This is a genomic window from Exiguobacterium sp. s46, assembly GCF_018618875.1.
GTDB classification, from domain to species: domain Bacteria; phylum Bacillota; class Bacilli; order Exiguobacteriales; family Exiguobacteriaceae; genus Exiguobacterium_A; species Exiguobacterium_A abrahamii.
Window position 1 is genome coordinate 680086 of record NZ_JACSMY010000001.1, and the last position, 25234, is coordinate 705319.

A 25234-nucleotide genomic window follows, 5' to 3' on the forward strand; every position below is an offset into this window, starting at 1 on the left:
TACATCAAGGCAACCCTTCATATGTAACGTACTTGAGAAATAGGGAAGTGTCCTAGGGTGGGCAAGTTATAGTTCAATCGCATCGATGACGCCTTCAGGATATTCCCAGACGTTTCCTTCGATGAGCCATTGGTGGTGGCAGTTCGGACAAGCGACTTCCGAAGAGAAGTCATACTGGATTTCTACACCTAAGCGCCGCTCCTCGTGCGATACACTATGTAAATCTTCAATGAGAATTTCATCCTTGAATTTCTCGCGACAACGCGGACATTTGAATTTCGAATAATGACTGATGACCGTATCCATTCGATTCAACCCCTTAATAAAGAATTAGTATCGTTTACAGTATAATGATAACGCTTACATATAAAAGTGTTAATTTTGAATTGTAATCAAAATGGAATATATCAACTGATTTGGATTTTGATATATAGAGATCTCGAAGAAAAACTTTAAAAGGAATTACCCGTACTTATACATCCGTTCAATCCAATTGAGGCATATTTTTAGTCTAGATCAATAAAAAGTGCCTTAAGATATAAGTTGAAACCACCATATCATTACAGCTTTTAAGAGAGGTGAAAATCATGTTAGAACTCGAAGTATTATATATTGAGAAAAATGCAAAAAATGAGTTGGATATTAACTATTTTGATCCAATAAATGAACCATTAATTTTTATGTTTCAAAGGATGTTGAAAAAATTAAAAGTACAATTTCCGAAATACAGTTCGCTTTATGTTATTTTTTATGAAAGTTTAACAGAAGAAGAAAAACAAAAAATCAGAAGTGAAAATGGTGAAGGACGCGAATATTATTTTAAAGAAACTAAGATGAATGAATTAAAGTCAAAAAAGAATTTAGATTTTTTAAAAGAAACGTTGAATACTTTATTAGAAGGAGTTAGACATTCAATATTCCGAGAATATATAACCGATAATGAATTAAATAAAATAGAAAATTATGTGTATGAACAGAACTTTATATTCGTACAGAACATAGCCAGGAAAAATAACAAAACGAAAACAATGAGAGCTACTCTAAAAGGAAAATTGACATCTGTAAACCTAACTTTGTTTCTAGTGATCACTGATATGAAGTCTCGGAAAAGCCTATATGACGGATGTATATTTGAATTACCGCAATCAGTCATTATACCGTTAAGAAGTATATTGAACCCTATCTCTTTATATGGATATGAATTGTATTGGGAAAATGAGAGTACGATCGACATCATCATAAACACGGTGGGAGATAGATTACGAACGAAAATTTACCGGAAGAATGATGACTCTGTTTTGATTAAGCAACAAAAAATAAAGGCTTAAAGAAGGTATCATTTTTTATCAAGTGATTGCGACATGGAGTCGCACTTAACATGCAATTCGTTTTTTCTGTTCATTAGATGCTACACTTAGACCACCTATTACACATAAAAGGATGATATGGATGTGGAAGGCACTATTGTTTAATTCTGTTTGGATGGGTATCACATTGCCGATTCTTTTGAGTATTACTTTTACAATTTTACACCCTCTATTCGTGTCTGGTAATAATGGTGTTCTCATGATTGTCGTTGCGTTAATCATTGGTATAATTGATGTTTACCTATCAATTCGGATTTGGACATGGATCGAAGGAAAGTCCTACAAACGAAAACGGTACATGTGAGTGAAGCCTAACGGATGAACACTTTAAAAAGTCGCTTTACCTTTTTACATTGCTATGAGATGGCTTCGGTATTGAACCGGAGTCATTTTTGTCGTTTTCAGATGTCACGATACCCTCCATTAGGAAAAAATAAAAAATCCCAAAATTGTATTATGAAATATATAATATATGGTAGAAGATATTTATTGGAAATGACATTTTTTAATGTCATGAAATGAGGATATAAAAATATGAATTACATAGAACACTTAGAAGCCCATTGTGGTGAAAGTACTGGTCACCTTGAGATGGAAGAATTACAAGATCATGCGATTCAAATGTTGCAGTTTCAAAATGCACCGTTTGCGAATGCGAATACCGTGACATCACTTGGATTATTGCATCACCCATTGCAATTCGAGAACGGTGCCGTTGTCCATCAAGAAGTGATGCTATCCGTCATGCAACAAGATGCCGAGTCGGATTTAATTGAGTTGATCTATCGCTTGACGCTGGAAGCATTAAAGACTGGACACGCTTATGATTTAGGCGAGTACTTACCGATGCCGGTTGGGTTGTTATCGAAGTACGACTTCGCTGCCCTATACGTGACGACACCGTTCTACTTTGAAGAATCATTTCAAGTCTATAAAGGGAACGCGGCATTCGGGGAACCGGAGACGGTGTTACCAGTCTGGTTCGTACCCATCTTTGCTTCGGAAGTCGCTTACATCGAAAAATACGGTACTGAGGAATTTAATGAGATGTTATATGAAACTGAGATGCAGCTGCTTAATTTAAAACGACATCCGCTTGTGGGAGACGATGAAGCGATCGAAGCATTGAACGCTAAGAGACAACTCTTCATTCTCGAGTGTGAAATCACGGATGCGTTTTTTGAAGACGAGATCCAACGACCGTTAGTACTAAATGGACCGTTAGCGAAGGCGTATCAAATGAGTGTTGAATCGGGAGAACAAGGCGATACAGATCAAAATGAAACTTTCCTGTTTGATTTTCTAAATCATCAAAATCGTTTTCCGATCTACGCGACCTTTTTTGCTTTTGAAGAGGAAGACAAAGACAACAGGGCTTTTTTCTCGCAACATCATATGTCGTTCACTTCACATGTCTTGTCTAGACAGAAACAAACGAACGGTTGGTTACGTGGAAAACGAACATCGACAAGTGAGAGTCATTTTTTCACGGTAAAGATTGAAAATGCTAGGATGCTCGAACTCATCCTTGAACACGCTTATAGAGTTGCGTCGATGAACGAACTGTTCATGTTTTCGTATTCCAATCGCTTGTCGATTCAACAAGAGGTCGAAACGACGTACCGAAAAACACGTGTCTTAGAAGATCGGTTCGTTTATCCGGAAGATACGACCGTCGTGATTGTCGGTCATGATGGAACAATGCTTTATCTGCTATCGAACGAAGAACCCTTCGCTTATGATCTTCGGACGGACTGGGCGAAACGACTACGACAACAGTTACCGAACGATACGATGATTCGCCAGCTCAATGGCGAATTGTTCGCAGACCTATAAGAGTGGAGGGAACTTCATGCAACTCATCAAACCAATGAACGGTCAGAATCATTTTTGGCTGTTCGAAAAGGATGGACGGACACTCTACACGTTTCACGGCATCATGGGAGAGAGATTGAAAGAACCAATGAGTGAGCAAAAGTTCTCGCGCTTTTTTAATCTAGATGCCTATATCCGAGAACTCGTAGCTGAGAAAGAAAAGGACGGATACTCGGTCGTTCAAGAAGCGGATTACCACGAAGTTGTCGTCGAAATCTTTTGTCAGGATACAGAGTATGACGTCATCTTTGAGCATCGTTCGAGCATTGAAGAAGACCTCAACGGTTTTCTTTTTGAAATCGGCAACGGGTATTTTGTTGAAGATAAATTTGGTCCAGAAGCGATTGAATTCGTCCTTCATATCTTGGAGCCGTCTTTTATCGTTGAACCTGTCATTGATTATTTTAAGGACCAGTTTAATCTGAAGAAAATCCGAATGGGGCAGGCAAAAGTTCATTACGGCAGACGTTTGACCGGACTTTATCCCACAGGCAAGAATTTTAACCGGAAAAATTAAAGACAAAATTGTATAAGAAGGAGTCATATAGATGACATATCAAAGTGGATTACCTGGCGTTACGGAAGAGAGACTACAAGAAGTAGAGGCAGTACTCGGCTTCGAGATACCAAAAGAACTACGAAACTGCTACAAGCGCGAAAACAAGTTCAACATCGGCGAATGGGAATTTCATCCGATCAAGGACGAGCAGTATATCAAGCGAACATGGGACGACCTTGTTCGTATCAATTTGACAGATGCAGAAGAGTATCCAAAAGGGTTCTTGCGGATTGCGGCGGACGGAACAGGTGACGAACTCGGATATCAGTTACCGGACACAGAGACGATCGTCTTGTGGGACCACGAAGAACAAGAGCTGTTTCCGATAGCACCGACGTTGAATGCGTTCGTTGAAAAGGAACAACAAATGGAACAGAGTGCGGAACAAGCAGAAGACTTCTTACAGACAGTTCTCGAGACGGGTGCTGTCTATGGTCTATCGAAGTTGGAACAGTCGGGTTGGGCGTACTGTCCGTCGAATCAAGAGGAAACGGACGTCCTATTATTCTTTTCGACGGATGCGGCGGCAAAAGCAGTGCAGACGAAGGAATGGGCGAACTATCATCTGATTCGCTTAGACCTGGATTTGTACATGAATGGCTGGTTACCGAACATGATTAACGACGGACTGTATTGTGGCTTGAACTGGGGACCGGAGCTCGTCGGACTTGAGCTAGATCCAGAAGATGTCCTAGCAGATCTGGAGGGTTAACATGATTCAGACACTCAGTAAACAGGTGGATGGCATTACGTACTTTTGGTACTTGTATCGTGATGGTCGAACAATCCAGATCTATCACGGTGTCACCGAGCAATGGAAGCTTGATCAAGATGTCAGCGATGAGAAGGAAGAACAGTACTCGACGAGGCGTCAAGCGAAACGACGGATGGAGGAACTAATTGCTGAAAAGCAAGCGGAAGGATACAAGCAGGATGATATTTACGGGATACAACCCGGACGAAAGGAACGCGAGAAGTTTCGACGACGGACGTCCTGGTTCGCCTATCTTCTGGTGGGACTAGGTCTGTTTCAGTTCGTGACACCGTTCTCTGTCTTACCAATTGTAGTATTTGGAATGGGTATTCCCTTGATGTTTTTAGCTTTTCTCGGTAAAGGTTATCTTCCTACATGGCTTCGAATTGTCTGCTTCATTAGTTACTTTTTCATGCACGTGATTCATCAGCAGGAATCGTACATCCCGTATCTTTTCCCGGTTCTTTCGATAGGCACGGGAATACTATTATGGTTTCATCTTCGAAAAACGAGACAACAAATGAAAGTGGAGCAATGACATTTTTTAAAGGAGATGAAACATGTCGTTTCTAGATAAGTTATTACAAGACTCTATCGTTTCTGATCTACCACGTCTTCACACCGCTCTTCTTGCCAAAAATCGTGGCTTACGCAAAGAGTGGTTAGTACATATGGATAGATTCATTGAAGAAGCGAATACATGGAACTTCGAGCGACAGCGGACGTTTGTGAGTTGGTTATTATCTACCTGTGAAGGAGAGACAGACGCTTCGTTCCTCTTGATTCATCCGCTAAAAGAACGTCTTCTAAAACCGACTTTGAAGAAGTGGATGAAAGAAATGCCGGATGACGTCCGACCGTATCGCTGGTATGGTCTTTTCTTTGATGAAGATGACCGTTACATCTACTTACAAGAAGCGATTACGCGAGGGGAAAGACGGGAGCAGTTAGCGATCGAGAGAATGATTGATCATCACTTGTATGGACTTTGGTATTCTTTCCACCATCTCGATGAAGACTTGTATTTAGGAGAAATAGAAAAGGATGCAGCAACCTTAACAGAGACTTGGTTACTAATCGAGCAACTCGATGATGCGGCTTTGAAATCGACATGTATTAACGAATGGCAGAAGCTGAATCAAACCTTAACGGATTGGATTCGTTTCCGGCAAGAGCAAACCAACGGATTCATGGAGTGGCGGATGCAACAAGAATCAAAGGATTAAGTTTGATTAATCCAATGGCATTAGCAAGTTGGAAATGTCCTCCCAGTTATATTTAAGAAAGAGGTATACATCATGAAAAAACTAGGCACGTTTACAAGTCACAAAGGGAATTTGATTGTCTCGGATCCTGCTTTCCTTGAGCCGGATGTAGAATACAACGTGACAATTCCAGTTGAACAAGGTTCGATTTGGACGGTCTTCTATGACGAAGATGAGTTCGAATCAATTAATTTGCTTTACCTAACAATGAATGAAGAAACGAAGATGGATCCACCGGATTTTGAGCCGCTATCCGATCTAGTCATCGTCGATTCAGCGCAGCTCGTCGTCATGAACACAGCGGATTACGGGAGACGGGAAGCCATCGACTGGGAGATTCGAAATACGCTAGAGTTCGACGAAGAAATCGACCCGTTCTATATCGCAATCTCAGATGAAATGATGGAACACGAGATCTTCCTGTTTCCGTTCGGTGTCGCCGTTCAGTTAATGGGGGACGGACACTATGAAGTCCTTGTCCGACGAGAAGACGGTAACGCGACAGGTATCGCAATCGTCCTCGGGGAACATGAGGCTTTTGAAGAACACGATGACGAGGAAGACGTGTCACTAGAAGACGTTGAAATGCCAATTATCAAAAAAGAAAGAAATCCATCAGGAGCTGATGATAGGTTTCTGGCGAATGTACTAGCTTCCATGGAGAGATTCTATGGAAAAGACCACAAAAAACTAAAATACAGTATTCCAATCAAGGGGCAAAAGGTAAGTCACGAGCTTTGTTTGTATGATCGCTTACCAAAAATTCAAAGCTACCGAGTGTCCGTGGAGAGTCCTTGTCCAGAAGCCCGCCTCCAAGCATTCGAGACCAATCATTTTGCGATTCCGGAGTGGTATAAAGATATTTTACGAGTCTGTAACGGTGTGCGTTTTTCCGAAGAGTTGAACTTAAACGGTATTCCGTTGACGAGTTGGAATGGGTTATCGCATGAGATCCAAGGCAATCTCTCAGACAGTCTCGATGAATACGCGTTAACCGAGTTCGATGCGATCCGTGACAAGTATTTCTTTTTTGGCTCGTCGTTTAAACAGGACGAATACTATGCGGTATTGAAAGAGCGTCCAGACGAAGCTGTCTATTGCTTTGATTATAGAACGTTGAAACTCAAACCGAAGGCATCGACTTTCCAAGATATCGTCCGTGATGCATGGCGCGCGTGTAATCTGAAAGCACTCCATAAAAGAATGTGAGGATGATCTCATGAAAATAATCTATTCTCGTGAAGACTTACTCGCACTCGAAGATCCCTTTGAATATGAGGTGGGGTTGCCAATCCGCATCAGAGAACTGCCGGCTTCCGTCATCGAAGAGGAGATTCCGGATAGCCGCGAACAATTAGATCGCCTTCTGAAAGAGGGCTACACCTTGGTCATTCAAAAACCGCGAATTCCGAATCCTCCCGTATTCTCAGGGTTATCCGTGATAGCGGAGAACACAGTCATGAAATTATATTTCTACGAGGCGGATCATTGTGAAGATGCGTTATGGGATGTCCTGTCCGAGAATGAATACAATCGCCACTGGGCATATTTTTTACTGAAGAAAATCGAAGGTGTCAGATTCGAATTGCCTTATACGAATGAAGCTCAAAGTTCGCTGAAACTGTCTAATCTCAAAACAAATGAACTCGTACATCTACGATTTGAAACCAATCAAAGCGTAACGTGTCAATGGGAATGAAAAAGGAGATACTTCATGAAAACGTATCTTGAAGAGCATAGCGATGCGACACGCATCTTTCCATGGCTTGCGGATGCGAGTTCATCAATTCGCTGTCTATGTGCAGTCGGTGAGATGCTTTTGTTTCCAGAAGACATCGTCCAATTCAAACAAATCAGTAGTGAGATGTTCCGTGACAAGCTAGCGAAAAAGCATGCGCTGAGCACGTATCGCTTTTATGTAGTAGTGTGTGTCGGAAATGAGTTTCAGTCCAAAAGAATCTTTGATTATTACAAGCTGTGGCGTCTACTCGAACGAGAAGAAATGCTCGAGGGCTTCATCTCTCGAATAGAAGTACCGGTTCAAGTGGGAAAAGAACCGTACTACGTTGGGATTGCTGAATTTGGCATCGAACAGCTCACAACAGCCATCGAGATGATTAGTGACTCACCAGCTATGTATACCATTATTTGTGCAAATCATGATCGACCGTCACACTGTCAGGAGTTACTTGATCAGGTGCTCGACATCGGCTTAACAGAGAGTGGGGGTTTGCCAGTCGTCGAGATGGTCATGACACTGACCGCATAAGGTTATGCCATCTGCACGTGGGGAAGTTCGAGTGAAGAACAGGAACTACAGTGTTTTTATACGGCAGCCTTCTTATAACAATGTAGAAAGAAGGAATTCGATGAGTCTGCGTGGCGTATCGTTTGAAATCCCGAATGAACCGGGACGTGTCTTGCTCGACATATTAAGTGCGATCGAGATGAAAGAGTATGATTGGTTTCTTCGTAACTTTGATTTTCCGATCCAAACCATGGATGGGGACTTGTATGACAGTTTAGAAGAGTTTTCAATCGATCGGATAGCGACAGGACATGAACTAGCGAAATGGCTAAGGGGACCAAGCAATTACCTGATCTTTGCTGAATTGTTTGCATTTCAAAGTGGTCAGACTGAAGAAGTGGGAACGACGTATGAATGGTTTCAGGAAAGTAATTGTCACATCGCGATTTTGGTGTATGACTGCACGTACGTCGATATCTATTGTAAGGAGCAGCACGTATCCGAAGCATTTTATGAGAACGCTGTGAAACGTGGGTATACCGGAATCAAGTGGGTGACCGATGACGATGATCCTCGGACTCGTTTGTCGGTATGGGCAGAATAAGACACTGTTCAGACGAACAGATGTAAACGATAATCGTTCAAGGTGAGAGCTATGAACTACGAAGTGTTGATAAAAGGAGAGAAAAATCATGAATCAAGAGATGGAAGAATTCGTTCAAGCGGTCCATCGGACGGTCGTTCAGGACGGTATGGCAGATTATAAGGACATCTATGAAGAAGAAGTCGTTCCAAACGTCAATGACTATACGGCCTGCATCGCGTTTTACCAACAGGCGAGCGAAGCGGATCAAAAACGAATGAGACAGATGATGGAACAGACGATCATCGATACGGTTTCGCATGTATTTGGCATCATCGATGGGAGTTCAGGACTAAGTGGATCTGCGCTTGAAGCGAAACTGGCACTTGTCCGAGTCGACGAAGCAGGAGATCCGGTCGAGACCGTAGAGACAGATGGTGCATTGCAAGATACGTTTTTAGGCTACATAGAAGATCGTGACTTGAACGCATTGTGATGGAGGGAGCGAAACCACTCATGATCCAACTGATAAAACAAAGCGGCTCGAATACACTCTACCAAACAATCTATAAGGAGGGACGCCTCATCGTTCAACATCAAGGAATCGTTGGAGAATGGGTAAGCGCGGAAGACGTGAGAGAGATACGCGTCTCGCGCTTCAAACGATTAGGTGTACAGATATTACGCTTGGTTGAGGAGTTTGAACGTCAAGGCTATCACGAAGTAAACGAGACAGATTATACGGAACTAGTCGTCCAGTTTCCTTATGACGAGGGTCAGGCAGAAGCAGCGCTCGAGCGCCGCCACATGATGGAAGAAGTAATCAATGATGGTTTGCTTCATACGGGGAACGGCTACTGCGAAGGGGGAGATATTGGTAGTGGTACGACGAATATCTTTTACCATGTCCTTGATGTCGACGCAGCCATTGCACTAATTTTTGAAGAAATGAAAGCACGCGATGTACAAGACGAACCAAAAATTGCAGTACAAGAAGGAGAAGCGTACACCGTTCTATACCCTGAAGGAGCGACGTTCGATTTGATTGGTGAAGGTAAACCATGGAGCTGGGTTCCGATGACGCAAGCGGAGGATGAGAAGGTATGGCATGTCATTGATCAACAATTTCAGTTCACACCGAGCACGACAGTTTTCCCCTCATACCATGCCCCGAGTCCGTTCATTACATACGAAGTGGATTATGAGAAACGCGAAGAAATCGAGCAAACGTTAAAACTTATTCTGACCGAGCTGACTGTTGAAGGGGAACGTGTCATGGCACTCGATTGGAATCATCAAGGGTACTGGATTGATCCAAGACGTCCGTTTCTTCGAGACGAAGAAGGAGACTGGATGATTCCAGCAGTTCCAGATGGCGATTATTCCTTTTTCATAGCTCGTGATTTCCGTTGGGGATACCTCGGTCACCCGTGGGAGGGTAGCATCACGTTATTTGGAGAAGATCTGATTTCTGCGTTCCAAGGGACGGAGAGTTTTACGAATGAAATCCGAAGAGGGTGAGTAAGATGAAAATGACATTTCGACGAAACGACTGGATCGATGTGTTCCGGGAACTGCTACCACGCGACGATTGGCAAGACCTCGTCCGTCTTCAAGTGAGTCAGTATTCGTATCCGGTTGAAGTAAAGTTTCTGGAACGACCACTCAAGCAGAATCCACATATCGACGATTTTTCAGATTGGACGGTCCGATCTCACATGATTATGACCGACGACTCACAGCTTGAAAGATTTCTCGAACACCTTGTCATCGAACAGCAGGAAATGGCGATTGAAGCAGAAGTGACGCTCATCATCCAAAAACAAGGACAAGGAATCGTCCGAGTCACGAACGATTGTGTCTCGATGTATGGAGTCGCATATGAAGAGCTCGATAATGCAGGGACAGAATATGAGAACTTTTTCGATGCGATTTTACCGCATGCCACGTTTCCGGTCGAAGTCGTTTTTTGTGGTCGGGATGTTTTAGAAAATGATGATTCGATTCACGTGATGACGTTGCACGATTCCAATTGGCAAGCGGTGTTGGAAGAACATGTATTGCATTTGCTGAATCGCAAGGAAGTGACGTCAGGATTATTTTCGAAAGATGCACGTCCCGCACGGCAAACGCTTGAGGACTTCATGTCTGAATTTTCATTATTGATGCCCTATAACTTCATCGTGACCCGCGATGCAACAAATCGATTTGGCATGCTCGATCACTTTTGTACGAATGGAAAGATCGCGCATTTTGGGAAAATGGACGATCGAAAGACGTTTTTCAACTAACGATGGAAACATCATACATAAGGAGGAAGCACAATGAGCTTAGCATCATATATTTGTATGGAGAGACAAATTCCTGAACAGTATCTCAATTTAGATGAAAAAGATGAAACTGTTCCTTTATATATCGGTCCCTGTTTTGCGGATGAAGACTGTCTGTATGAAGTAAAAACGAAGCATTTTCATAAATGGTATGTATATGAAATTTCGAGTCACTGGGGCATCGAGATCGTTGAACCTTTTGATTCCGAAATTGCACTGGAATCGAAAGAAAAGCTGCGTTATTTGTTTACGCTCATGAACGAGTTCTTAGACGAGGGTGAATCGTTTGAATTGTATACCTGTTGGATTGGGGAAGAATCCGATCCGCAAGTGAAAAGTATGAAGTTATCATTGGCACTTGATCAGTTAGAAGACATTGAGATTCCTGAAAGAACGCATATTTTGATCACGAAACAGAGTGAAAACTAAAAAGCCGCTGATTCATAGCGGCTTTGGTTTAAGAGGTTCACTTTGAAGTTTGAAATGACAAAAGTAAGACGGTGGTTAATTAAAAAAAGAGAGTAGTGCCAGTAATCGAATAGAAGCACTGTTTCCAGAAGATGAAATCGAGCGGTAATAAAGTGATTGAGGGAGGAGTGGAATCGTGTTATATGTCTATTTTGAGAAGCATATGAATCACGCACAAGTGTTTAAGGATAGATACTTGTACGTTGATCGACCAGAACGTATCGACTTCATCTATTCAATAGGTTGTCTACCGGATATGGAAACTAAAAGAGACTATCAAGGCGATTCAAATCGAGTCTTAAAACAATTTTTGACGCGTCTCAATCGCTACCCGATTTTCGTCACGTTCGGTGGAGGTTTTACGGACGAGGAGGTCGAGCCGTTTTTTCAAAAGCACGATCTATCGTATACAAAGGTTCGACCAAATAAGAACTTATACTATAGCGTTCAGGTGCATGATGCGAGCGAACTTGAGCTGTTGCTAGATGAGACCTATTGGTATGGGGCTGTGAACGAAAACTTCTTTATATCGTTTACGAATCTCTTGACGTTTGAGCTGAGAATGGTCAAAGGATGGTTTTTCAAAAAAGAACGTACCGTTCCCGTCATTCGTGCGACGAAAGAGATGTCGTTCATCACGATGGAGCATGATTTCATGGGCTATTATCTGTTTTCGAATGAAGCCTGTTTTAATACCGAGGACAAGGTGAAAGCCATCTTTCCTGACGATGGTACCATTGAATTCTATTGATGAAACAAGCAGTTGAATTATGTAGATGGATCTAGCAGAATACGTGGAGGAATTTTTATGTTATATATCTATCTCGATGAACATACGAATCATGCAAAAGTGGTCAAAGACCACTATCTCGATATTGATCCACCAGGTGCTGTTAAGTCGATTTATTCGATGGGATGTATTCCGAATGACGAGAAACGTGACTATCAACATGACTCCAATGAAGTACTGAAGCATTTTTTGACGCGTCTGAATCGCTTTCCACTATTCGTTACGTTCGGCGGTGGTTTTACCAATGAAGAGGTGGAACCATTTTTTCAGAAGGAAAACCTATGCTATACAAAGGTTCAACCAGATAAGAGCAGTCCTTATTATAGCGTTCAGGTAAACTATATAAGCGAACTTGAGCGTCTGCTGGACGAAACGTATTGGTATGCAGCTGTGAATGATTTTTACTTCCTATCCTTTACGAATCTCCTGACGTTTGAACGGAAAATGGTCAAAGGATGGTTTTTCAAAAAAGAACGTATCGTTCCTGTCATTCGTGCGACAAAAGAGATGTCATTCATCACGATGGAGCATGATTTCATGGGCTATTACCTGTTTTCGAATGAAGCTTGTTTTGATACTGAAGACAAGGTAAAAGCGTTTCTTCCGAAAGGAGACGGCATCGACTACTATGATTGACATCCGGTCGGATGATAAAAGGGAGGACATCATGTTTGGAATTAGTACAAGTTTAAAAGAAATGCCAGAAAATGAAAAAGAGATTCTCTGGTATCCGAGTAACGTCCAACGCTTTTTGAAAGAAGACTTCGCAAGGATATCTAATCGTTGCGATCTCTTGATTAATCTCGATCCTTACACTGATAAGTTGTTTGGAGCGAGAGAAGTGAATGAGTTGATCAAAGTTTGCGAACTACTTATTCAACGCTATTGCACACCGAAGGAAGCGTGGATGATGAATCAAGCGAATTATTATGCGAATGAGCCGTGGGTGATGCATCAGTCAGACAAACGAGTAATGGAACTGCATCAATTTTTAGAGTTGCTGAAGCGAATGTGTATCGCATCTGTCTATCAGAACGCATTGATTTGTTTTTGGGGCGACTAATCGTTTAAATTTTGATGAATATATAAAAATTGGAGTTTTTGAAAAGTGAGAAAAAAGCTGAAAATAACTGGAATAGTAGTTGGCATAAGTTTGGCTGTATATATTGTATGGATGATCTATCGACTATTTTTCTTAGTTGATATCAATGTTGTTCCAAAAGAAGAATATATCTCAAAAAGTACATCGCCCGATCAAGCGTATACGGTTCGCTTTTACCGCGCAAATGGTGGTGCGACGGTGGATTATGCAATGCTCGGCATTATGGAAAATAAGAACGGAGAAAAGCGTAGAATGTACTGGGAGTATCCTTGTCGCGAAATAAAAGAAGTGAAGTGGACGAAGGATACGGTGACAATCAATGGCACTAAAATCAAGATATGGAATCAAGTGTACGACTTCAGAGAGGGCATATACGAAGCAGACTAAGAGGAACATGAGGATGATGATATGCATTCAGCAAATTTTGGCGTACGACCACGTGACGTAGTTGTTAGAAACCAAGCATGGATGAAAGACGATATTTACCGATTGCTTGGTTTCTTCAATAAATAGCGAGGTGGTGGACCGAAAGATTGCTCCGCTTCGAAATACGCTAGTTCGCCTGGAATACAGGAAATGATCGAGGCGAATCCAAAGCCGATAGCGTGTTCGAGTGCTTCACGGAGAGGTAACGTTTTCCCGCTAATCAGCTCGTTTTCTGATAGGCAATAGCACATATCCGGTGCATCGTACTGCTTCAATAAATCATACGTATCTTCAGGCCATGAATTAGGTGGTTTGATTTCAATCAAATAATCATTCTTCAGCATGCTTAAATACCGGTGATCTAACCGCTGGAGCGCCATATCTCGTTTTTTTGGCGTGAACAATTCATGTAGAACGCGCTCTTGAACGCGCTTGACAAAAAATGATTGGACGAGCACTCTTTCTTGTTCTTTATCCATGTTTTCATTTCCTTTCTACTCAATTTAGCGAATCGATCCATTACATACACTCATTGAATTCATTTTATATAACAAGGAGTCAATTCATGCACTACCTATCTGCAGGGTATTACCTTATATTGCCTACTCCTCGGAAAGAATACATGGACAAGGTGATTGTTCCTGAGTCCGTTCTATCCGTAAGTGAATGCATCTGTACACACTATCCTGACATCAGTATCTTATGGGGAAACTCGGAAGTAAAGAAAGATCGTTATATGGAGCAAATCGGTCTTTCACCTAACACCTTTCAGTTACTTGAACAATGGATAGAGGAACATCGGGAAACCGGAGATGTATTGTTTCCTCAAGTGTTCTCTAACTTAAATGCTGCGCAAATGTTCGTAAATCATTTTTTGAATCATCTTCCTGACATACGCATCATCAGCATCGGTTTGCCTGAACAGTATAAAGTAGATTTTCTTGAAGATGTAGCGGCTTATAGTAGTAAAAATCCTGAGCCTTACGGAGTAGAAAAAATCTTGCAGCGGCAACTTGCAGTTAACATGGAGGGATTCCAGAAAATCGGGTACGAAGTGTTGGGATTTGACTCGGGATTGTTCCATTCCTATTTATGTAACGGGCTAGAGCATGATTTCAGTCAACAGTTTAACTTTTCGATAAACAGTCGCGGATTGATCCATACGTTCGAGGAAGCAGATCGTTACTCGAATTACTGCAATGAATTAGGTGAGGCGACAGAAGCAGTTTTATGGTTTCCATGGGGAGTCTTTGAATACAAACGTAGTAATTAAAAGTATTTGATAATGCATTTTGGATTTTAATCTAGCATCGTCCTTGTACGAATGATTCTAAATTTGAAAAAAGAGGAGAACCACTAAGTGAAGTTATATTATGTATGGTACTATCGACAATATGTTTGCCATAAACCTGTTATCGTGGAGGTCTAAATCCAAGTACTTATCTTAAGAGACACGACATGTGAAGCAAAGCGCAATGCGAACTTACCTTTAGCATATAAGATTACGATCGACGTTTGATAACAAAGATTTTTTCGTACTGGAGATTAGACCTTTAAATATTCCAAATGAAATAAGGTTAGTCACAAGATAATAGATAAAGCTAAACACAGTCATTTTTAATATTTGACTATGTTTAAAAAGACGATGATCATGATACTTTTATAGTTCAGACCGAGAGAATGACGCTTAGGAATTGATTGAGCGGGACGGTCTCGATTTTGAGATTTCGTTTGACGTGATAGGCATCCTCTTACACATTTTCGAGTTTTTCGACCAAAACATCGAAATAATGCGTTAATAGATGGACCGTTAAGTGCTGTTATCGTAACGATATTTGCATCCGTTCAATACGTTTTCGGATCGTCCCGTCGAGCGGTCTTTCGGTAACCTAGAACTTAATAAGAAGCTCACGATTAAAATGAGATTTATACCGAAGTAATTGCATGCCTTCATTTATATACCTTGTCAACAACGATTAAGATTCAAGCATCACGCGATCCAATTGATGCAAATACAGTTTGGTAGTAAGAAAAATAACAAATGAAAAGCCGAACAGTAAATAAAGTGGTGATTGATATGTTAAGACACTCAATGTTGCTAGTAGAAGAAATGAAAACAATAAAATGTATCCATAGCGTACTAGACTAAAAAGGGCTAGCTTAAGGGCATCCCTTTTTTTCAAGTCGTAATGCGAGAGAATCGGAAATAAGAAAACGGAAATAGCCAAGAAGAACAGACTGACGATTGAAAGACTCGTAAATAAGAAGGTCTGTCCTGTCTCTAAGTGACGAATTATTAAAAAATCAAAAAGTAAAAACAGTAAGATGAAGGTCCACAAAATGCCGAATTTAAAATGGGATTGCATCGCTTCTTTAAAAAAACGAATGTAGGCTCGAAAAACACTGTAATCTTGATGAACTGACCACTGTCTTGTGACGGCAGTTAGTGCATAAAGAGCTGGGAAAATCGTGATGACTGGTAAAAGGGTGATAAAAAAAATGAAGTTCAACTGTACGAGTCCAGTAGTGAATTCAAGTAGCTGGAATAGTTTGTTTTGTTCATGTCTTAAGTTCATAAGTACCTCCCCCGAAGTTCTGCTCAAAAATTAACTAGATTTAGATTCGAGACGATTAAATGGTGCTGTTGAGTTACGAATAATTAATTCCGGTTCATAAATGTGAGATGGAGGGGCTTCTTTTTTCTCCACCGCTGCAATAATCCGTTCTGCTGCAGCGCGTCCAAGTTCTTGTTTCGGGTGAATGATCGAAGTCAATTTCACTTCCGTTGCCACTGCAAGTACGGAATCATCATAACCCACGAGAGAGACATCTCGAGGAACAGATAGATGTAGCTTCCGTAACTGATCCAAGACACTTAATGCCAATTGGTCATTGTAACAAACCACAGCACTTGGTCGATGCTTTCCATTTTCAAAGAGACGTCCAATCGAATCATAAAAACTTGGAATTAACTCTTCCGTTGTATAGGTAATGATTAATTCTGGCTCTAAGGGAATGTTGTACTCACGAAACGCACGAAGGAATCCACGCATTCGATAAACACCCTGTAAATCATCTGTCTTAAACAAGCCTATGATTCGTTCATGACCAAGGTTGATTAGATGTTCCGCTGCTAAAAATCCACCTCTTTCGTCATCCATCATAAGATGAGGAGGCATTAGTTGAGAGTAATATTGGTTGATCATCAAATAGGGAATGTTTTGCTGCTCAAGTTCTAGATAGTATTTGATGTTCGGATTATAGTTACTACTTTTGGTGGGTTCAACAATTAATCCATCAATTTGACGATCTAACATCATTTCGAGGCATTGACGTTCTTTGTCTACATCATTGTTTGTGCACGAAAGTGTCAGCGTGTACCCTTTTGAAGCTAAATGCGATTCAATTCCTCGAATGATAGATGGAAAGATGTAATCAGACATATACGTTGTAATGACACCGATGTTTTTTCCATTATTAGCACGTTCAGTTATCTCAGCTTCTAGTGTAGGAAGTACTTGGGAGCAGTAAGTTCCTGATCCTTGTTCGCGGTACAGGTATCCTTCATTTACAAGTTCTCCAACTGCTTGACGAATCGTGTGGCGACTAACTTTAAAGGATTGTACAAGCTCACTTTCAGGAGGAATTTTTTCGCCCGGACGTACTGTGCCATCTTTAATCCAATCGAGAATATGATCTTTAACGATACTATATTTTGTCCGTTGTGCCATGAGGCGTCCCTGCTTTCTTTCTTGTAACAGCAAACTTATCCGTACAAGATGTGATAGTACTTACATATTAGCAAATATTTGTCCGGTTTGCTATGGATTTAAGAGAAAATCAATAGATATACTAATTAAATGTACGTACAAAAAAGAAATAAATGACAAAAAATCGAATTGACATGTCCGAATGTGTGTAATAGACTCAAATTGTGCAGAAAACGCTTTCATTGTTCATTTAACTCGTTTTAATTGTCTTTCTTATAGCGTTGTGTGGGCTTCGCTATAAAAAACATTGTTTTTACTTAAATAAATATGTACGTACATCTTAATTCCGCTTTGACACTGAAAACTAAATCAATGGAGGAATTCACAATGAACATTAAATCAAAGAAAATGTTTGCGCTAACCATGACTGCCTTGATGACTACATCGATAGCATTAGCTGGTTGTTCGGGAGATGGCAAAAGTGCTGATGGGAAAGTCGAACTCACATTCATGTTTCGCGGGAATCCTGAAGAATTAAAAGCGTACAAAGCAACAGTAAAACGGTTTGAAGAAGCCAATAAAGACGTTAAAGTGACAATGGTACAAACAGCTCCAGATCAATATGATACGAAATTAAAATCTGCAATTGCAGGACGGAAAGTGCCAGATGTCTTCTTTTACAACCCGGCTCAAGTCAAAGCTTACGTGAACTCAGGTGTACTACTAGATATTACAAAGAACGTCGAAGGATCGAAAGACATCCAGTTAGAAGACATCTGGAAAAAAGGGGTTGATAAGTACCGCTATGATGGAAAGGTACTTGGTAAAGGGGCTATATATGGTTTACCAAAAGATTTAGGACCATTTGCGCTTGGCTATAATAAAACGATGTTCGAGAAAGCGAAGGTACCGCTTCCAGATAAGGACAAACCGTACACATGGGACGAATTCATTCAAGTAGCTAAAAAGTTAACGAAAGATACGAATGGCGATGGGAAAATGGATCAGTACGGTACAGGATTTAATGTGAACTGGGCATTGCAACCGTTCGTTTGGAGCAACGGAGCAGATTGGATCAACGAAGAGGGAACGAAAGTAACGATTGACGATCCAAAATTCATCGAAGCTCTCCAATTTTTCGTAGACCAGCAACTAAAGCATAAAATCACTCCATCAATCGGAGAATCACAAACACTCGATACCTATCAACGCTGGATGAAAGGACAACTTGCGTTTTTCCCTGTTGGTCCTTGGGATATGGCAGCTTTTAAAGATCAATTGAAGTTTGAGTATGACCTTCTTCCGTGGCCAGCGGGATCAACAGGTAAACCAGCAGGGTGGGTCGGCTCACTCGGGATTGGTGTAGGATCAACGACGCAACATCAAAAAGAAGCAACAGAACTGGCTATGTACTTATCTGCTAACCAAGAAGGGCAACAAGCTTTAGTGGATGCGCAAGTTCAGTTACCAAACAGCATGGAAATCGCAAAAACTTGGGTGGAGGATACATCAATCAAGCCTGCCAACAAACAGGAATTCCTTGATTTGATTAATGATTATGGGCGTGGTCTCCCGGCAGAAAAAACGTATACTGCTGAATGGTATGACGAGTTCTTCAAAAACATCCAGCCTGTACTCGATGGAAAAACATCAGTTGAAGACTATGTAAAAAAAGAGCAACCGAAAATGCAAAAGTTGCTAGATGATGCCATCGCACAAGAGAAACAGGCGAACTAACTAGAGATGATGATTTAGGTGGCGTAAGTTGCCACCTGAATCTCTAGCGTAGAAAGGATGGAAGACAATGAAGACAAAACCAATTTCCAAGTTATATCGTACGGAGCAACGGTATGCCTATCTATTCGTTGCGGCTCCGGTGATTGGGTTCTTTCTATTTGCGTTAATTCCGTTAATGTATTCCTTCTATGGTGCATTTACGAACTGGAACGGACTCGGACAAATGAAGTTCATCGGACTAGAAAATTTTATTAATGTGTTTCAAGATGAGTATTTTTATAAAGCCATGTACAACACGCTGTTCATGATGATCGGAATTCCAATTGGCATCGTATTAGCACTTCTCCTTGCCCTCGCGTTGAATCGAGGGATTTTTGGTACTAATACGTTCCGCGTCATCTATTACATTCCCGTTATCTCTTCCATCGCGGCTGTCTCGATTTTGTGGCAGTGGGCATATAACGGTGATTATGGTTTGGTGAATCAGTTCTTGGACTTGATTGGTATTGATGGTCCGAACTGGCTCCAAAATGCCAATACCGTTAAGCCGGCATTGATCGTTATGGCGATTTGGAAAGGTCTTGGCTATACGATGCTCTTGTATTTGGCAGCCTTGCAGAGTGTACCGCGTTCGTATTATGAAGCAGCAAAATTAGATGGTGCGAATGCCTGGCACTGCTTTTGGTATATTACGCTCCCAATGGTTAAACCGGTCACCTTCTTCATCATCGTGACAAATATTATTGGTGGGGCGCAAATCTTTACGGAAATCAACGTCATGACGCCGACAGGGGGACCGGAGTATTCCTCTGCTTCTGCCGTCTTCTACATTTGGCAAAAGTCCTTCGGAAACTTCCAGTTGGGCTATGCTTCAGCGATGGCACTCGTTCTCGGTCTTTTCATTTTCATCGTTACCTTGTTCCAATTCCGTATGAACGAAAAATCATCATTTGACTTGGATTGAGACATTCATACCTTAGAAAGGAGAATGACCATGCAGTTAGCCCTTACCCGTAAAAAAGAAAAAGTAGAGACGATGTCCGTGAAGAAAAAAGATCGAATTACTGATATATTCGTCTTCATCTTTCTGACGATGGGTGCAATCGTCATGATCGCACCATTATTGTGGATGGTATCGACCTCTCTGAAGTCAAAAGATGAAGTGTTTTCCCTTCCACCGGTTTGGATTCCCACAGACATATCGTTCAATAAGTATATGGAGATTTGGAATATGGGTCCGCTGTTGTCTGGTATATCGAACAGTCTGATCGTCGCGTTATCTGTCACGATCGTTGGAACGTTCACCTCGAGTCTTGCGGCATTCGCGTTCGCTAAGTTGAATTTCAGAGGAAAAAATAAAATCTTTCTTCTTTTGTTCGCATCTGTCATGATTCCGTATCCTGTCCTGATGATTCCGCAGTTTATGATGTTCTCGGAAATCGGGTGGGTCGATACCCTTCTTCCGTTGATCGTACCTGGTTTGTTCGGGAATATCTTCATGATTTTCTTCTTACGCCAATTCTTGAACAGTATTCCGAATTCTATCATCGAAGCGGCTAAAATTGACGGTTGTTCCTATTTTCAAATCTTTTATAAAATCGTCTTTCCATTGATCAAGCCCGCTGTAGCTGCACAATTGATTTTATGGTTCATGGCGATTTGGAACGATTATCTCGGTCCGATTCTTTATCTCAATTCTCCCGAAAAACAAACCCTGCAATTGGTCATCGCCAACTTCAATGCATCCTATGCTATTCAAAGTGATTATCCATTAATCATGGCAGCATCTGTTGTCGCCTTATTACCAATGCTGATCGTCTTCATGATCTTTCAAAAACAAATCATCGAATCGATTGCCATTTCTGGCGTTAAAGGTTGAGCTGTAACGAAAAGATGAAACACCCGTCTTAAGTAAAGGCGGGTGTTTGTGATTAAAGGAGGAAAAAAACAATATGAAAAAAATGATGATGGGGATCATTGTCTTATTCATTGCAGGGTGCTCTTTTTTTTGGTGGTCTACGAATGCGTCTCTCGAAGATTTGGAATTACCGAAAGCGCCATTCGATAAGGAAGTCGCAGACGTACAACCTGATATTTTGAATCAGGAAAAGAAATGGACTACAAACTTTGCGCATGACGGAGCGATCATAAAAGAAGGTGATACCTATTATGTGTTTTCGACAGATTATATGGTAGGAGGTCCACCGACACCAGGCATCCAGATTCGAAAATCAAACGATCTCATTAACTGGCAATTTACAGGACGTGTATTTGACGAAGTCTCTCAAGAAGCATTCAAATGGACAGGAGGAAATACGTTTTGGGCCCCTTCTATTACGAAGATCAAGGATACATTCTACCTTTACTATTCTGTCTCAAAAGTCGGGAGTCGTACCTCGTATATTGGAATGGCGAGCGCTTCAAATATTGAGGGTCCATGGCACGATCAGGGAGTCGTCATCGCCTCAAAAGAAGGAGATGGAAAAACGGTCAACGCGATTGATCCTCATGTGCTCCAAGATAAAACGGGGAAATGGTGGATGACGTATGGTTCCTATTTTGGCGGTATCTTCTTGACGGAAATCAATCCGAATACAGGAAAGCTGATGAAAAAGTCATCAGAAGGGGAGTTACTGGCTAAGCGAAAAGATATGACGATGGGAATTGAAGGCCCAGAAATTCTTTTCAACGCAAAGACAGGTTACTACTACTTGATGGTTTCATACGGTTGGCTAGAAGATTCGTATAATGTAAGGATTGGGCGCTCGAAATCAATCAATGGACCTTACGTTGATTCACGTGGTCGTGATTTGCGTGATACTTCAAATGAATCATTTGATACTGGTGTAAAAATTGTTGGCTCCTATCGTTTTGAAGGAGACGAGGGATATGTGGGGACTGGTCATTCTGCATTTTTACAGGATGGAAAAGATACCTTTATTATTCATCAAGCTCGACCAAGCGAAGATATCTACTGGTCGCAATTGCAGGTGAGGAAAGTGTATTGGACAAAAGATGGATGGCCAGTGGTTTCGCCCGAACGATACGCAGGTGAAAAGAAAATCAATGTTCAAAAAGAGCAGATCGTTGGAGAATGGGAGATCATTGCTTTCCCGCGCTTTGATGACGGTCAGCAACAATCAAGAAAGCTAAAGTTGCAAAAGGATGGCAGTCTTTTGGGTAAGAAGGGTTCATGGCAACTAAAGGGAAGCATCCTTGAATTACGCATAGGACAGGAGACATACGAGTTACAAGTTGGTGCAGCATGGGATTGGGAAAATTGGAAATCAACGATCATCATGACAGGTCTTAGTAAGGATGGAACAGCAGTTTGGGCAAAAAGACGTTGAACCCATCATTTGTACGGACAAATGAATGTATTAAAGAAGGTTGATCATCTGATAGATAGAAAAAAACGTCAAAAAATGCGTATTTTTCTGAAAAATGATTGCATATTCTTAAATAATTGATACAATCATAGTGTAAGTTATACGTACAAATTTATTGTTTATTTAAATTTTCTGCATGGATTTTGATTATTTGTCCGGATGAAAACAAGAGAGTGCCCACACACTTTATTTTTTCTTCTGAAATGTAAGCGTATTCTTTTTGGGAGTAGGGTGATGAAATGTCGAAATATACAATCGGAATTGATTATGGCACGCAATCAGGTAGAGCCGTCTTGATTGACGTCGAAACAGGTCACGAAGTGGCGACTGCAGTCAAACCATACACACATGGAGTGATGGATCAATTTTTGCCTGATGGAAAAACACGGCTTGAACATGACTGGGCACTCCAACATCCGCGTGATTATTTAGAGGTCCTGGAAATGACGATCCCGGCAGTTGTCAAAGAGGCAGGTATCACGAAAGAACAAGTCATCGGGCTCGGCATCGATTTTACAGCTTGTACGATTCTACCGATCGATGCCGATTTAAATCCGTTGTGCTTCCATGAAGAGTATCAACATAATCCGCATAGCTATGTGAAGTTGTGGAAGCATCATGCAGCTCAAGACGAGGCAGACGCTTTGAACCGTATTGCGACTGAACGCGAAGAACCTTTTTTAAAGCGTTACGGCGGGAAAATCTCATCCGAATGGATGATTCCAAAAGTCTGGCAAATTCTAAACGAAGCACCCTCCATTTACGAGGCTGCTCACGAAATTTTAGAGGCGACGGATTGGGTCGTTTCTCAATTGACTGGAAAAGTGGTACGCAATAGTTGTACGGCTGGCTATAAAGCGATCTGGCACAAACAGGAAGGCTATCCTTCAAATGAGTTTTTTAAAGCGTTAGATCCACGACTTGAGAACGTAGTTGAAGAGAAGCTTTCCAATGACATCGCACCAATCGGGGCCAAAGCAGGAGAATTAACGATATCCTTTGCAGAACGAATCGGTCTCCTTCCGGGAACTGCCGTTGCAGTAGGAAATGTTGATGCGCATGTTGCAGTACCTGCCGTTGGAATCACGGAACCCGGTAAGTTGTTGATGGTGATGGGAACCTCTACTTGTCATATCCTGCTTGGTGAAGAGGAGCAGGTCGTACCCGGTATGTGCGGGATCGTCGAAGACGGAGTCTTACCAGGGTATATGGGGTACGAAGCTGGTCAGTCCTGTGTCGGAGATCATTTTGAATGGTTCATCGAAAACTGTGTACCAAGTGACTATTTGCAAGAAGCAACTCTTCAAGGAGTTAGTACGCATCAATTATTAACCGATAAGGCAACGATGCAACGCGTCGGTGAACATGGATTGATCGCACTTGATTGGTGGAACGGAAATCGTTCTACACTAGTGGATACAAATCTGACGGGTGTACTTCTAGGTGCAACATTACTGACAAAACCAGAAGATATCTACCGCGCATTGATCGAAGCGACGGCCTATGGCACGCGAACGATTGTCGAAGCGTTCCGCACAAGCGGTGTTCCCGTCCACGAAGTATACGCTGCAGGAGGAATTGCGGAGAAGAATGCCTTGATGATGCAGATTTATGCTGATGTTCTAAACATGGAAATCAAGATTTCAGCCTCTTCTCAAACCCCCGCTTTAGGATCTGCCATGTTCGGTGCCGTAGCCGCAGGAGCAGAACGAGGCGGTTATGCCACCATCACGGAAGCAGCGACGAAGATGGGACGTGTAAAAGAAAAAACATATCTTCCGATTCCAGAAAACGTTGAAGTGTATGAGGCGCTGTTCGCTGAGTATACGAAACTATACGATTATTTCGGTCGTGGAGAAAACGATGTGATGAAGCGATTAAAGAAAATCAAAGCTGAAGCGTCGCGTCAGAAGGGAGAACCTGTATGGTGAGTCGTCAATTAAAAGAAGAAGTGCTTGAAGCGAACCTAGCATTGCCAAAGCATGACTTAGTCACCTTTACGTGGGGAAACGTCAGTGGGATTGATCGAAATGCGGGTTTAGTCGTTATCAAACCGAGTGGTGTCCCCTATGACGCTTTGACGATAGATGATTTAGTCGTAGTCGATTTAGAAGGCAATGTTGTCGAGGGTGATCTACGTCCATCTTCTGATACGCCAACACATTTGGCTTTGTATCGTGCTCTGCCTGAGATTGGAGGCATTGTCCATACGCATTCCCCTTGGGCGACAAGCTGGGCGCAAGCAAAACGAGCAATTCCTGCATTCGGAACGACACATGCCGACTACTTTTATGGAGAAATTCCGTGTACACGTGAACTCTCTGATGAAGAGATCGAGACGGCGTACGAGTTAGAAACCGGAAACGTCATCATTGAGACGTTGAACGAACTACACTTGGAAGCTGTTGCTGTACCAGGTGTGCTGGTCGCAAATCATGCACCTTTTTGTTGGGGGAAGCATGCGGATGAAGCCGTGCACAATGCAGTCGTACTTGAGGAAGTAGCCAAGATGGGTATTCATGCCTTGAATCTGAATCCAGGATTAGCACCCATCAAACAAAGCATCTTAGATAAACACTACTTGCGCAAACACGGAGCAAACGCCTACTACGGTCAGAAACGATAGGTGCA

At 41.8% G+C, this 25234-nt stretch carries 29 protein-coding genes; 25 read left to right on the plus strand and 4 right to left on the minus strand.

Translation table 11 applies throughout. The annotated features are described in order from the left end of the window. Positions 1-66: 66 nt before the first annotated feature. On the minus strand, positions 67-306 hold the full coding sequence (locus tag KNQ08_RS03490; protein WP_047395737.1) for a hypothetical protein: 240 nt from the start codon (positions 304-306) through the stop codon (positions 67-69). A gap of 281 nt (positions 307-587) precedes the next feature. On the opposite strand from KNQ08_RS03490, the gene KNQ08_RS03495 reads away from it, so the two are divergent. The 18 genes from KNQ08_RS03495 (at position 588) to KNQ08_RS03580 (ending at position 13728) form a co-directional block, all read left to right on the plus strand. Beyond that, the gene (locus KNQ08_RS03495; RefSeq protein ID WP_149427197.1) at positions 588-1328 is read left to right on the plus strand and encodes a hypothetical protein; all 741 of its coding nucleotides are present in this window, start codon (positions 588-590) and stop codon (positions 1326-1328) included. Between the two features lie 573 nt (positions 1329-1901). After that, entirely contained in the window at positions 1902-3203 is a 1302-nt protein-coding gene (locus tag KNQ08_RS03500) for a suppressor of fused domain protein (RefSeq protein WP_214804728.1), read from the plus strand. 16 nt (positions 3204-3219) lie between these two features. Then, complete coding sequence (locus KNQ08_RS03505; RefSeq protein ID WP_214804730.1) at positions 3220-3759, plus strand: hypothetical protein; 540 nt, start codon at positions 3220-3222, stop codon at positions 3757-3759. A gap of 31 nt (positions 3760-3790) precedes the next feature. Further along, a complete protein-coding gene (locus KNQ08_RS03510; RefSeq protein ID WP_214804732.1) occupies positions 3791-4513 on the plus strand; it encodes a DUF2750 domain-containing protein in 723 nt (240 codons plus the stop codon). A gap of 1 nt (position 4514) precedes the next feature. Continuing rightward, complete coding sequence (locus KNQ08_RS03515; protein ID WP_214804734.1) at positions 4515-5093, plus strand: hypothetical protein; 579 nt, start codon at positions 4515-4517, stop codon at positions 5091-5093. A gap of 22 nt (positions 5094-5115) precedes the next feature. Continuing rightward, the gene (locus KNQ08_RS03520) at positions 5116-5781 is read left to right on the plus strand and encodes a hypothetical protein (RefSeq protein ID WP_214804736.1); all 666 of its coding nucleotides are present in this window, start codon (positions 5116-5118) and stop codon (positions 5779-5781) included. Between the two features lie 72 nt (positions 5782-5853). After that, positions 5854-7029: an SMI1/KNR4 family protein gene (locus KNQ08_RS03525; RefSeq protein WP_214804738.1), complete on the plus strand. Its 1176-nt coding sequence runs from the start codon at positions 5854-5856 to the stop codon at positions 7027-7029. A gap of 10 nt (positions 7030-7039) precedes the next feature. Further along, positions 7040-7519: a hypothetical protein gene (locus tag KNQ08_RS03530; RefSeq protein ID WP_064300028.1), complete on the plus strand. Its 480-nt coding sequence runs from the start codon at positions 7040-7042 to the stop codon at positions 7517-7519. A gap of 15 nt (positions 7520-7534) precedes the next feature. Further along, entirely contained in the window at positions 7535-8089 is a 555-nt protein-coding gene (locus KNQ08_RS03535) for a hypothetical protein (RefSeq protein WP_214804740.1), read from the plus strand. A 100-nt stretch (positions 8090-8189) separates the two neighbouring features. After that, entirely contained in the window at positions 8190-8672 is a 483-nt protein-coding gene (locus KNQ08_RS03540; RefSeq protein WP_214804742.1) for a DUF2691 family protein, read from the plus strand. An 88-nt stretch (positions 8673-8760) separates the two neighbouring features. Then, positions 8761-9147: a hypothetical protein gene (locus KNQ08_RS03545; RefSeq protein WP_214804744.1), complete on the plus strand. Its 387-nt coding sequence runs from the start codon at positions 8761-8763 to the stop codon at positions 9145-9147. A gap of 20 nt (positions 9148-9167) precedes the next feature. Beyond that, positions 9168-10172, plus strand: coding sequence for a DUF2716 domain-containing protein (locus KNQ08_RS16825; protein WP_251133609.1), 1005 nt, complete (start codon positions 9168-9170; stop codon positions 10170-10172). A 5-nt stretch (positions 10173-10177) separates the two neighbouring features. Beyond that, a complete protein-coding gene (locus tag KNQ08_RS03555) occupies positions 10178-10942 on the plus strand; it encodes a hypothetical protein (RefSeq protein ID WP_251133610.1) in 765 nt (254 codons plus the stop codon). 57 nt (positions 10943-10999) lie between these two features. Next, a complete protein-coding gene (locus KNQ08_RS03560) occupies positions 11000-11410 on the plus strand; it encodes a hypothetical protein (protein ID WP_244290126.1) in 411 nt (136 codons plus the stop codon). A 175-nt stretch (positions 11411-11585) separates the two neighbouring features. Beyond that, complete coding sequence (locus tag KNQ08_RS03565; RefSeq protein ID WP_214804746.1) at positions 11586-12200, plus strand: hypothetical protein; 615 nt, start codon at positions 11586-11588, stop codon at positions 12198-12200. 57 nt (positions 12201-12257) lie between these two features. Continuing rightward, positions 12258-12875, plus strand: coding sequence for a hypothetical protein (locus KNQ08_RS03570; RefSeq protein WP_214804748.1), 618 nt, complete (start codon positions 12258-12260; stop codon positions 12873-12875). Positions 12876-12906: 31 nt separating this feature from the next. Next, entirely contained in the window at positions 12907-13302 is a 396-nt protein-coding gene (locus tag KNQ08_RS03575) for a hypothetical protein (protein ID WP_214804750.1), read from the plus strand. A 45-nt stretch (positions 13303-13347) separates the two neighbouring features. After that, a complete protein-coding gene (locus tag KNQ08_RS03580) occupies positions 13348-13728 on the plus strand; it encodes a DUF5412 family protein (RefSeq protein WP_214804752.1) in 381 nt (126 codons plus the stop codon). A 95-nt stretch (positions 13729-13823) separates the two neighbouring features. On the opposite strand, the gene KNQ08_RS03585 is transcribed toward KNQ08_RS03580, so the two are convergent. Beyond that, positions 13824-14246 carry a hypothetical protein gene (locus KNQ08_RS03585; protein ID WP_214804754.1) on the minus strand — a complete coding sequence of 141 codons (423 nt, stop codon included), beginning with the start codon at positions 14244-14246 and terminating at the stop codon, positions 13824-13826. Between the two features lie 86 nt (positions 14247-14332). Here KNQ08_RS03585 and KNQ08_RS03590 point away from each other — a divergent pair, with 86 nt between their 5' ends. Beyond that, on the plus strand, positions 14333-15040 hold the full coding sequence (locus KNQ08_RS03590) for a hypothetical protein (RefSeq protein WP_251133611.1): 708 nt from the start codon (positions 14333-14335) through the stop codon (positions 15038-15040). Between the two features lie 703 nt (positions 15041-15743). Here the strand turns inward: KNQ08_RS03590 and KNQ08_RS03595 are convergent. Together KNQ08_RS03595 and KNQ08_RS03600 are read right to left on the minus strand one after the other, a co-directional pair. Further along, the gene (locus tag KNQ08_RS03595) at positions 15744-16343 is read right to left on the minus strand and encodes a DUF624 domain-containing protein (protein ID WP_035408312.1); all 600 of its coding nucleotides are present in this window, start codon (positions 16341-16343) and stop codon (positions 15744-15746) included. A 30-nt stretch (positions 16344-16373) separates the two neighbouring features. Then, positions 16374-17498, minus strand: coding sequence for a GntR family transcriptional regulator (locus tag KNQ08_RS03600; protein WP_047395681.1), 1125 nt, complete (start codon positions 17496-17498; stop codon positions 16374-16376). 372 nt (positions 17499-17870) lie between these two features. On the opposite strand from KNQ08_RS03600, the gene KNQ08_RS03605 reads away from it, so the two are divergent. The 6 genes from KNQ08_RS03605 to araD all read left to right on the plus strand — a co-directional run bounded on the left by KNQ08_RS03605 (position 17871) and on the right by araD (position 25229). After that, positions 17871-19214 (plus strand): ABC transporter substrate-binding protein, encoded by a 1344-nt coding sequence (locus KNQ08_RS03605; protein ID WP_156358989.1) that lies wholly within the window; start codon positions 17871-17873, stop codon positions 19212-19214. 67 nt (positions 19215-19281) lie between these two features. After that, a complete protein-coding gene (locus KNQ08_RS03610) occupies positions 19282-20178 on the plus strand; it encodes a carbohydrate ABC transporter permease (protein ID WP_214804756.1) in 897 nt (298 codons plus the stop codon). Positions 20179-20250: 72 nt separating this feature from the next. Further along, positions 20251-21093 carry a carbohydrate ABC transporter permease gene (locus tag KNQ08_RS03615; RefSeq protein ID WP_082478680.1) on the plus strand — a complete coding sequence of 281 codons (843 nt, stop codon included), beginning with the start codon at positions 20251-20253 and terminating at the stop codon, positions 21091-21093. Between the two features lie 73 nt (positions 21094-21166). Further along, on the plus strand, positions 21167-22564 hold the full coding sequence (locus KNQ08_RS03620; RefSeq protein ID WP_035408304.1) for an arabinan endo-1,5-alpha-L-arabinosidase: 1398 nt from the start codon (positions 21167-21169) through the stop codon (positions 22562-22564). Positions 22565-22842: 278 nt separating this feature from the next. Further along, positions 22843-24534, plus strand: coding sequence for a ribulokinase (gene araB, locus KNQ08_RS03625; RefSeq protein ID WP_056060963.1), 1692 nt, complete (start codon positions 22843-22845; stop codon positions 24532-24534). Then, positions 24528-25229, plus strand: a complete 702-nt coding sequence (gene araD / locus KNQ08_RS03630) for an L-ribulose-5-phosphate 4-epimerase (protein WP_214804758.1) — start codon at positions 24528-24530, stop codon at positions 25227-25229. Before araB ends, araD begins: the two co-directional genes overlap by 7 nt. The last annotated feature ends 5 nt before the right edge of the window (positions 25230-25234 follow it).

What these genes read in the sequence shown, in the direction of transcription:
- KNQ08_RS03585 (WP_214804754.1), bottom strand. Translation starts at nt 14,246, where the DNA reads ATGGATAAAGAACAAGAAAGAGTGCTCGTCCAATCATTTTTTGTCAAG.
- KNQ08_RS03600 (WP_047395681.1), bottom strand. Translation starts at nt 17,498, where the DNA reads ATGGCACAACGGACAAAATATAGTATCGTTAAAGATCATATTCTCGAT.
- KNQ08_RS03540 (WP_214804742.1), top strand. Translation starts at nt 8,190, where the DNA reads ATGAGTCTGCGTGGCGTATCGTTTGAAATCCCGAATGAACCGGGACGT.
- KNQ08_RS03620 (WP_035408304.1), top strand. Translation starts at nt 21,167, where the DNA reads ATGAAAAAAATGATGATGGGGATCATTGTCTTATTCATTGCAGGGTGC.
- KNQ08_RS03595 (WP_035408312.1), bottom strand. Translation starts at nt 16,343, where the DNA reads ATGAACTTAAGACATGAACAAAACAAACTATTCCAGCTACTTGAATTC.
- KNQ08_RS03510 (WP_214804732.1), top strand. Translation starts at nt 3,791, where the DNA reads ATGACATATCAAAGTGGATTACCTGGCGTTACGGAAGAGAGACTACAA.
- KNQ08_RS03515 (WP_214804734.1), top strand. Translation starts at nt 4,515, where the DNA reads ATGATTCAGACACTCAGTAAACAGGTGGATGGCATTACGTACTTTTGG.
- KNQ08_RS03590 (WP_251133611.1), top strand. Translation starts at nt 14,333, where the DNA reads ATGCACTACCTATCTGCAGGGTATTACCTTATATTGCCTACTCCTCGG.
- KNQ08_RS03500 (WP_214804728.1), top strand. Translation starts at nt 1,902, where the DNA reads ATGAATTACATAGAACACTTAGAAGCCCATTGTGGTGAAAGTACTGGT.
- KNQ08_RS03575 (WP_214804750.1), top strand. Translation starts at nt 12,907, where the DNA reads ATGTTTGGAATTAGTACAAGTTTAAAAGAAATGCCAGAAAATGAAAAA.
- KNQ08_RS03570 (WP_214804748.1), top strand. Translation starts at nt 12,258, where the DNA reads ATGTTATATATCTATCTCGATGAACATACGAATCATGCAAAAGTGGTC.
- KNQ08_RS03545 (WP_214804744.1), top strand. Translation starts at nt 8,761, where the DNA reads ATGAATCAAGAGATGGAAGAATTCGTTCAAGCGGTCCATCGGACGGTC.
- KNQ08_RS03490 (WP_047395737.1), bottom strand. Translation starts at nt 306, where the DNA reads ATGGATACGGTCATCAGTCATTATTCGAAATTCAAATGTCCGCGTTGT.
- KNQ08_RS03615 (WP_082478680.1), top strand. Translation starts at nt 20,251, where the DNA reads ATGTCCGTGAAGAAAAAAGATCGAATTACTGATATATTCGTCTTCATC.
- KNQ08_RS03505 (WP_214804730.1), top strand. Translation starts at nt 3,220, where the DNA reads ATGCAACTCATCAAACCAATGAACGGTCAGAATCATTTTTGGCTGTTC.
- KNQ08_RS03610 (WP_214804756.1), top strand. Translation starts at nt 19,282, where the DNA reads ATGAAGACAAAACCAATTTCCAAGTTATATCGTACGGAGCAACGGTAT.
- araB (WP_056060963.1), top strand. Translation starts at nt 22,843, where the DNA reads ATGTCGAAATATACAATCGGAATTGATTATGGCACGCAATCAGGTAGA.
- araD (WP_214804758.1), top strand. Translation starts at nt 24,528, where the DNA reads ATGGTGAGTCGTCAATTAAAAGAAGAAGTGCTTGAAGCGAACCTAGCA.
- KNQ08_RS03525 (WP_214804738.1), top strand. Translation starts at nt 5,854, where the DNA reads ATGAAAAAACTAGGCACGTTTACAAGTCACAAAGGGAATTTGATTGTC.
- KNQ08_RS03520 (WP_214804736.1), top strand. Translation starts at nt 5,116, where the DNA reads ATGTCGTTTCTAGATAAGTTATTACAAGACTCTATCGTTTCTGATCTA.
- KNQ08_RS03535 (WP_214804740.1), top strand. Translation starts at nt 7,535, where the DNA reads ATGAAAACGTATCTTGAAGAGCATAGCGATGCGACACGCATCTTTCCA.
- KNQ08_RS03560 (WP_244290126.1), top strand. Translation starts at nt 11,000, where the DNA reads ATGGAGAGACAAATTCCTGAACAGTATCTCAATTTAGATGAAAAAGAT.
- KNQ08_RS16825 (WP_251133609.1), top strand. Translation starts at nt 9,168, where the DNA reads ATGATCCAACTGATAAAACAAAGCGGCTCGAATACACTCTACCAAACA.
- KNQ08_RS03530 (WP_064300028.1), top strand. Translation starts at nt 7,040, where the DNA reads ATGAAAATAATCTATTCTCGTGAAGACTTACTCGCACTCGAAGATCCC.
- KNQ08_RS03495 (WP_149427197.1), top strand. Translation starts at nt 588, where the DNA reads ATGTTAGAACTCGAAGTATTATATATTGAGAAAAATGCAAAAAATGAG.
- KNQ08_RS03555 (WP_251133610.1), top strand. Translation starts at nt 10,178, where the DNA reads ATGAAAATGACATTTCGACGAAACGACTGGATCGATGTGTTCCGGGAA.